The organism is Lysinibacillus telephonicus, assembly GCF_003966145.1.
Taxonomy (GTDB): domain Bacteria; phylum Bacillota; class Bacilli; order Bacillales_A; family Planococcaceae; genus Ureibacillus; species Ureibacillus telephonicus.
Map to the genome: position 1 here is coordinate 1 of NZ_RXNR01000113.1, position 7,896 is coordinate 7,896.

Below are 7,896 nucleotides of genomic sequence, written 5' to 3' on the forward strand. Positions count from 1 at the left end.
TTAGAACGTTACTTAGAAGTTCACACTGTGATATAAATTGAAACGCCGTATACGAGACCCGTACGTACGGTGTTGTGAGAGGGGCGAAAATAAGTCAACTTATTTTTCCTCTACTCGATTTACTGACCATAAGAGCAAGAATGAGGATGAAATAGAGTTTGATTACTTGTTAAAATGGGTCCAATAACATATAAGATAATAAATAAGATTCAGGAGATTAATGAGGCTAATTTTTATAGGAAGCTAATGAGATATTTATTGTATGTTTCATTAATAAGCATGAGTTCATCACTAAATGGATTATCTTTATCAGAACTAACTAGTTGTAATAAGCTTAAGGAACAAGGAGCAAGGGATATAGTTTTGGAAAATCCGTACGTTAAAATGATTGATTAGAAAAGAAGACGAGCAGATTATAAGCAATGAAGCGGAATGTTGCATGTTCTCGAATACTAACGGTGAAAGGAAAGTGAGCAAACAATGGTGAATATCAATCTTTCATTTGAAGAGATGTGGGAAAAAATTATCGCTTGTGATCGTAAGTACGATGGTCTATTTTTTACCGCAGTAAAAACAACAAAAATATACTGCCGCCCTTCATGCAAATCAAGGAAGCCTAAAAAAACGAACGTAGAATTTTACCATGACATCAATGAAGTTGAAGCAGCTGGCTACCGCCCTTGTAAAAGATGCCAGCCGGAAGTGGAGCACTCCCCGCAAATTGAAATTGTCAGAAATATCATCACCTTCCTAGTCAATCATTATAAACAAAAATTAATTTTAAAAGATATAGCGGAACAGGTTGGCTTAAGCCCTTATTATTTGGAACGCTTATTTAAACAAGAAACTTCTGAGACTCCACGTACTTACTTAGAAAAAATACGCATTGATAAAGCGGCCCACCTTCTAAAATCCACAAGCCTGACAAACTTAGAAATCTGCTATGAGGTGGGATTCCAGAGCCCTTCTAATTTTTATAAAGTGTTTAGAAGCTTAAAAAACTGTTCACCTAGTGAATATCGAAAGGAATTCCAAAATGCATTTGAATGATTATGATTCATATATCGAAATTTGTCCCCCTAAGGAATTTAATTTTGAAGAATGTCTCATTTTTTTAGGAAGATCCGACCAGGAAGTGCTTCATCAAATTAGAGATGAATCGGTTTACAAACTTCTCAAAGTCGATAAAGAGTTGATTTTATGTAAAATCGGATATGTCAATAATGCCATAAAGGTTGAGTTCCCTATTAGCATACCAACTAGTTATGCTCGTAAAAAGATTGGAGAGTACGTTTGGGAATGGTTTGGTTTATCTCAAAACTTAGAGAAATTTTATCAAATGGCGTATCAAGATAAAATTTTACAAAGTCTTGCACATGAATATTCTGGTTTACGGATAATAGGCATCCCCGATCTATTTGAAGCTCTCGTATGGGCCATTATAGGACAGCAAATTAATTTAACCTTTGCTTACACATTAAAGAAACGCTTCATTGAACAATTTGGTGAATTTTTAATTTTCGAAGGACAAAAGTTTTGGTTATTTCCTTCATTTAAAAAAATAGCGCTCTTGAATATAGAAGATTTAAAAAAATTTCAATTCACTACTAGGAAGGCTGAATATATCATCGACATCGCGAAAGCTATGGCAAAGGGTGAATTATCAAAGGAACAATTAGTTCAGAAAAAAGATTTTCAGCAAATACACTCTTCATTATTGCAGTTTAGAGGGATTGGTGCTTGGACAGCAGATTATGTGATAATGAAATGCTTGCATTATCCCTCCGCCTTCCCAATTTCTGATGTTGGTCTTCATAATGCATTAAAGAATCAATTAGGCCTTGAGAGGAAACCGACTATCGAAGAAATTAAAGAGTATGCAGCAAATTGGGAGGGTTGGCAGGCCTATGCAACCTTTTATCTTTGGAGGTCCTTGTATGATAACGAAATATAAAGTAGATTATGAATCACCGATTGGGGTAATAGAAATAGCCGGCACCCGCGAAGCAATTCATTCTATTCTGTTCTCTGAAAACCAGAAAAGTGTGAATGTATTTCATGCTGAAACTCCTCTGGTTTTAGCTGAATGCTATAACCAACTAGATGAATATTTTAAAGGAAAACGCCATGAATTCACATTTCCTTATCAATTAGAAGGGACTAGCTTTCAAAAAATGGTATGGAACGCTTTAAATGAAATCCCCTACTCAAAAACGTGGTCCTATAAAGAGATAGCATTATCCATTGGGAATGAAAAGGCAGTTCGAGCTGTAGGTAGCGCAAACGGTAAAAATAAGTTAAGTATTGTTATTCCATGCCATAGAGTTATCGGTTCAAACGGAACATTAACCGGTTATGCAGGAGGTCTATGGAGAAAAGAATGGCTGCTTCATCATGAGAGGGTAAATAGACGTTAAAACTACTGATATCTCTAGCCAAATAGGAGTAAATGGTGTTTCGAAATACAGCTTTTTTCTTAATGAGAGAGTTGGCCATTGTTATATACGGAGGTTAATTTTTTCGCTAATTCTGGTAAAGAGTGATATGGTTACATTAAATTGAATACGGCTGACTAAATTAGGCAGTTTATTGAAAAAATAAAGATAGTGTAGTTGGTAAAAGTAATAAGCTTGGGATGTGACTATATGAAGTATAATAAAGCAGTAATGACGAAATTAATTAACCAGCACAGGGATTTACATGATGAGTTAAAGAAGATAAAAGTGGAAATGGGCCTAGAAAAAAATTTGGCGATTAAGGCGCTATTTCATTCAGCTGTTGCAGACAATGGTCCATATATGAAAGAGTATCAAGACTTAGAGCGATTGCAATAAATGCAGCACCTTGCTTCGGCTAACGGCGAATCAAGGTGTTCTTTTATTTATAATGTCTCCGGTCACTCATTATGTATTTTCAAAGCTATGAGCATTATTAATCCAATTTTATCCGGTACATAGTATAATGTAAGCGAAAATACAGACAGTATGGAAGGGAGCCGTTAAAATGGCACAATCTTTAAATGGAAAAGTCGCATTTATCACTGGTGCAGCAAGAGGTATTGGCAAAGCAACTGCACTTCACTTAGCAAAAGAGGGCGTAAATGTTGGCTTAGTTGCAAAAACGGAGCCAGCCTTAAAAGAAGTGGCAGAGGAAATTGCAAGTTTAGGTGTTAGTGTCGCTTATGCAGTTGCTGATGTTTCATCTAAAGAGCAAGTAGAATCAGCTATTAGTTCACTAACAGAGAATTTAGGTACTGCTGATATCTTAATCAACAATGCAGGGATTGCAACATTTGATACAGTTTTAAATATGGATCCAGAAGAATGGAAAAAAATCATTGATGTAAATTTAATGGGTACATACTATGTAACACGTGCCGTATTACCTCAATTGATTGAAAAAAATGGTGGAGACATTATTAATATTTCATCGACAAGTGGTTTAAATGGGGCAGCTACTTCCAGTGCATATAGTGCATCAAAATTTGGTGTTATTGGTTTTACTGAATCATTAGCTCAAGAAGTTCGCCGAAATAATATTCGTGTTTCAGCTTTAACACCTAGTACTGTAGCAACAGATTTGGCGCTTGACTTAAATTTAATTAAAGAAAACAACGACGCTAAGCTAATTCAAGCAGAAGACATTGCTGAATTTATCGTGGACCAATTAAAACTAAATCCACGCGTATATGTAAAGACTGCAAGCTTTGTTGCAACAAATCCATTCTAACTATAACTTGAGAGTAAAAATAGAGTTAAAAAAATCCTTATCAATGGTTCTGATAAGGATTTTTTATTTTATCTAAAGGTTAACGATACATTATTTTTCTAACTTGATTCCAATGGAGGAACCATTCCTTGTATCATCAGCAACTCCCTTAAATAATCCATTCTCATGATCGATTAATATACTTTGAACATTTCCGATTGTTATAGGTGTGTCACCGAATGAATGGCCCATTCCGTTTAATTTCAAAATGACGCTTTTTGGAATCTCCTCTTCATAACGGTAAGAATTAAGGTTATTTGTATAGATGCGCGGCTCTGCAATTGCATCTTCAAGACTCATATCATATTCAATAACATTGACTATCGTTTGTAATACGGATGTGATGATTGTTGGGCCTCCAGGTGATCCTACCGTTAGCACTGGTTTCCCATCTTCAAAAACAATTGTAGGAGTCATACTGCTCAATGGACGTTTATTTGGTTGTACCTCGTTCGCACCACCAGGGATTGCATCAAAGTCAGTTAATTCATTATTCAGCATAAACCCATAGCCAGGCACCATAATACCCGAACCAAAAACTTGCTCAATTGTTGTCGTATAGGAAACAACATTTCCGTACTTATCTGCTACGGTAAAATGCGTTGTTTCGCCGTATTCTTTATCATCAGGCTGTTTAGTCATATCATAGTTTGCCACACTATTTTCATACTTCCACGGATCTCCCGCTGTCGGGTTTTCGTTCACTTTATTTAAGTCTATTAACTTACTTCTTTCAGCAAGATAATCTTTGTTAAGCAATCCATTTACTGGTACATTAACGAATTCCGGATCTCCCGCGTATACTGCACGATCAGCATAGGCTAAATGCATAGCCTCCGCTAATAGGTGATATTTTTCCCAAGAGCTTGTGTCATACTGAGAAAGATCAAAACCATCTAAGATGCCTAGCATTTGTAAAAGGAAGACACCACCCGAGCTTGGCGGCGGCATACTTGCAATGTCATAGCCTTGATATTTACCCCAAATAGGCTCATCAATTGTAGGGTTATAGTTTGCTAAATCCTCGGGAGTCATAGAGCCACCAAATTGCTGCACTGTTTTAGCTAAAACATTTCCAATTTCACCATAATAAAAAGCATCTGCCCCTTTTTCACTAATTAAAGTTAAGGTTTTTGCTAAATCTTTTTGTACAAGAAGATCGCCTTCCTCAAGAGGTTTATTATTTTTGAAGAAAACATTCTTTGCAGCCGTACGTAATAATTTATCTTTAGAATTTGCAATCTCCTGAGCTAGATAATCATTGACGGGGAAGCCATTTTTTGCAAGTGTGATGGAAGGCTTGATTAGTTCTTCCATTGAGCGAGATCCCCATAAAGCATGTGCTAATTCTAGCCCTTTAAGTGTACCAGGCACGCCTACAGATGTCCCGTGCTGTACGCGCTCATTAAATGGAATTGGATTGCCATCTTCATCTAAAAACATATCAGGTGTAGCACCAGCTGGAGCACGCTCGCGGCTGTTGATGATGGTTGTTTCCTTCGTATTGCCGTCATAAACCATCATAAATCCTCCACCACCAATACCGGACATCATTGGTTCAACTACTGTTAAAGCATACTGTATAGCAATAGCAGCATCGATGGCATTGCCACCTCGCTCAAGTACCTCTGCACCAATTTGGGTAGCTAACCCATGGGAAGTAGATACCATCCCACCATTAGCTGTTGCAACTAAATCATAATTGCCATAATCTGTGTCGTAAATTCCCTTGTAATTTTTGGCCTGTCCTGTTAATGGTAAAACGCCAACAACTAGAATCGAAACTAAAAGGAAAACGCTGAATTGTTTTAGAAACTTTCTAATCTTCCTCTCCCCCTTTTCAATTATTTATAGATGAATAAAGCTACTTTCATCTATCACTTAACACTAAAGTGTCTATTAAAAATATATTCTTTTAAGTTTAGTAATATTCCATTTAGGTATTAGTATTCTAGTTTTTTATAGTTAGTAGCTTTTAAGAATCTATTAATTTTATTGTATATATCTTATAAACAGGGGAATATATAGTCTTAAAAGAAGGAATAAAGGCGTGTAGCTTATAGGAAATTTTTTGATGAACCAATAAGAGTATTTTTTATTCGATTAATAAAAACAGCCCGCTTAGAAGTTGAGCAACCAGTTAACTTCTAAGTGGGCTTTCAATTTTATTGTTTCAACTCAATGACAATTGGTTCAAGTTCGATTTCATTATGACCTTGTCCAGAACCAAGACTTGCGATTTCAACAGTTTGAATAATGAGTTTACTCGCACCTTCTTGTATAGCACCGAATGAAGTAGTTCCTTTAAATGTTTTCCCATTATCAGGTGATACACCGCCACCACCTGTACCATTAATATACACATGACCGAGATCATCAGTCACATAGAATACGGGTGTCACACTAGGCCATTGTTCTAGCAGTTCATCTGTTACCGCTTGCTCATATGAAATAACGGTTGATACATCTGTAAACTCAACAGATTGTAGCGTGAAGCTCACGTCTTTGTGTTGAATGGTTTCATTTACAAGCTGTATATCTCCGTCTAAACGGTCTAATGAAAAATCGAATGACCAATCACCCTTAACCTCTAAATCATTGGACATACTATAAAAAGCATGGGGCGACCAGGTAACTTCCACAGTTTCAGGATATTTTCCGTCCTTAAAATGTGGTGTGAATGTTGATAATCCAACATAGCGTGTATCGCTAATTTTAGTAATTTGATTACTACCGCCGCTACCGCTTGCACCAACGATATCAAACCAATTTGGCGCACTTATTTTCATCGCTTCTCCAAAATCATGATCAGTCTCAATGGCGAACGATACAGTAATGTTCGTTCCATCATATACCGCATTATCAATCATGACTGTAATACCATTGCTTGTTTCTGTAAGACCAATATCAGTAGAGAAGGCCTCAAAATTTTTATAGTGTTGCTCTTCGTCATTAAAATAATTAATGACATTATCCATAAACGGAATTTGTGATGCAAGGGACGGGAATGCAAAACCTGTTGCAGTACTCGCTCCAACAATAATAACAGCAGCAACGGCAATATTATGCCAAAAAGGTGCTTTTTTCCGTTTTTTAAGTACATGTTGTTTGACGCGTGCCTTTTCAATGTCTGTTACGTCTAGTAACTCAAGTTGATCGATATCCATATCTATCCATTCTTTCATACTCATACAAATAGCTCCTTTAACTTGGAATTTGTAGCTAATATTTTCTTACCTCGATACAACCGATTATCGACTGCAGCCTTTGATATATCTAGATTGTCAGCAATTTCACTATTTGAAAGCTCCAAATAATATTTCATTATAAAAATATCGCGGTCAATTTCCTTTAATTGACTAAGCGCAAATAATATTGCGTTTTTTTCTTCTTTTTTCAATACAGATACATCTGTTTGTAAAAAACTTGCTTTCTGTTCTAATGGTGTGTCCGGTTGTTCATGTGCAATCTGCTTTTTTGTTTGACGGTATCGATCAATGGCTTTGTACTTCGTAATCATGCCAATCCATTTTTTAAAATCTTGAATGTCGCCTTGAAACTGATAAGCATTTTGCCAAACGGTTAGAAAAACATCATTGATACATTCATCAATATCTGTTTGCTTCATATTGTGTAAAATTTTTGTGGCAATGGTTTTCACGAGTGGCATATAGTCATCAATGATATACTCCAGTGCATCTTCTTTTTGTGTTTTTAATCTACTAATAAAGTTTATCGATGAACTTTTCATTTACTCTGCTCCTTATTTGATTGAAAAAGCTTTTTCATAAAGTACAACGAAGGGTCTAAGTGTTTATTCTCAAAAAAATTCAATTATTTCCTTATTTATTCATTAGGCTAATTTTTACTTAGGGTTATATTGCTGTCAATTTTATTGATGATATTCCAATTGTGGGGGATAGGGAGGTGAATATGAAAGATAAATTCAATAATTTTAATGTTTATGTCAATAGAGTTGTATTAACAAAAATTAAACAATTATTTATAGAGGCTGGGACATAACTAGCTTCAAATAAAGAGAAAGGTGAATTTGAGGGAACTCAAATTCACCTTTCTCACTTTTTTCACATTAGTTCTTCTATTCCCTTAGTTAATGGCCGTGAATTT

8 protein-coding genes are annotated in these 7,896 nt (G+C 35.8%); 5 read left to right on the plus strand and 3 right to left on the minus strand.

Going from position 1 to position 7,896, the window contains the following annotated elements; all coding sequences use genetic code 11:
* Window positions 1-480 precede the first annotated feature (480 nt).
* From EKG35_RS19940 to EKG35_RS19960, 5 genes are all read left to right on the plus strand, one after another.
* Window positions 481-1,050, plus strand: a complete 570-nt coding sequence (locus EKG35_RS19940; protein WP_126296297.1) for a bifunctional transcriptional activator/DNA repair enzyme AdaA — start codon at window positions 481-483, stop codon at window positions 1,048-1,050.
* Window positions 1,037-1,954, plus strand: coding sequence for a DNA-3-methyladenine glycosylase family protein (locus tag EKG35_RS19945; protein WP_126296298.1), 918 nt, complete (start codon window positions 1,037-1,039; stop codon window positions 1,952-1,954). Before EKG35_RS19940 ends, EKG35_RS19945 begins: the two co-directional genes overlap by 14 nt.
* Window positions 1,938-2,417, plus strand: coding sequence for a methylated-DNA--[protein]-cysteine S-methyltransferase (locus tag EKG35_RS19950; RefSeq protein WP_126296299.1), 480 nt, complete (start codon window positions 1,938-1,940; stop codon window positions 2,415-2,417). Before EKG35_RS19945 ends, EKG35_RS19950 begins: the two co-directional genes overlap by 17 nt.
* Before the next feature lie 228 nt (window positions 2,418-2,645).
* Window positions 2,646-2,834 (plus strand): hypothetical protein, encoded by a 189-nt coding sequence (locus tag EKG35_RS19955; RefSeq protein ID WP_126296300.1) that lies wholly within the window; start codon window positions 2,646-2,648, stop codon window positions 2,832-2,834.
* A gap of 169 nt (window positions 2,835-3,003) precedes the next feature.
* Window positions 3,004-3,729, plus strand: a complete 726-nt coding sequence (locus EKG35_RS19960; RefSeq protein WP_126296301.1) for a 3-ketoacyl-ACP reductase — start codon at window positions 3,004-3,006, stop codon at window positions 3,727-3,729.
* Between the two features lie 90 nt (window positions 3,730-3,819).
* Here EKG35_RS19960 and ggt read toward each other — a convergent pair whose 3' ends face one another.
* The 3 genes from ggt to EKG35_RS19975 all read right to left on the minus strand — a co-directional run bounded on the left by ggt (window position 3,820) and on the right by EKG35_RS19975 (window position 7,519).
* Window positions 3,820-5,592, minus strand: a complete 1,773-nt coding sequence (gene ggt / locus EKG35_RS19965; protein ID WP_126296302.1) for a gamma-glutamyltransferase — start codon at window positions 5,590-5,592, stop codon at window positions 3,820-3,822.
* A 341-nt stretch (window positions 5,593-5,933) separates the two neighbouring features.
* Window positions 5,934-6,959, minus strand: coding sequence for a DUF4179 domain-containing protein (locus EKG35_RS19970; protein WP_126296303.1), 1,026 nt, complete (start codon window positions 6,957-6,959; stop codon window positions 5,934-5,936).
* Window positions 6,956-7,519, minus strand: a complete 564-nt coding sequence (locus EKG35_RS19975; RefSeq protein WP_126296304.1) for a sigma-70 family RNA polymerase sigma factor — start codon at window positions 7,517-7,519, stop codon at window positions 6,956-6,958. The genes EKG35_RS19970 and EKG35_RS19975 overlap by 4 nt, the downstream gene beginning before the upstream one ends.
* Between the last annotated feature and the right edge of the window lie 377 nt (window positions 7,520-7,896).

Bases quoted from the DNA above. Each gene is read 5' to 3' on its own strand.
- EKG35_RS19945 (WP_126296298.1), top strand. From the start codon at position 1,037: ATGCATTTGAATGATTATGATTCATATATCGAAATTTGTCCCCCTAAG.
- EKG35_RS19970 (WP_126296303.1), bottom strand. From the start codon at position 6,959: ATGAGTATGAAAGAATGGATAGATATGGATATCGATCAACTTGAGTTA.
- EKG35_RS19960 (WP_126296301.1), top strand. From the start codon at position 3,004: ATGGCACAATCTTTAAATGGAAAAGTCGCATTTATCACTGGTGCAGCA.
- EKG35_RS19950 (WP_126296299.1), top strand. From the start codon at position 1,938: ATGATAACGAAATATAAAGTAGATTATGAATCACCGATTGGGGTAATA.
- EKG35_RS19975 (WP_126296304.1), bottom strand. From the start codon at position 7,519: ATGAAAAGTTCATCGATAAACTTTATTAGTAGATTAAAAACACAAAAA.
- EKG35_RS19940 (WP_126296297.1), top strand. From the start codon at position 481: ATGGTGAATATCAATCTTTCATTTGAAGAGATGTGGGAAAAAATTATC.
- EKG35_RS19955 (WP_126296300.1), top strand. From the start codon at position 2,646: ATGAAGTATAATAAAGCAGTAATGACGAAATTAATTAACCAGCACAGG.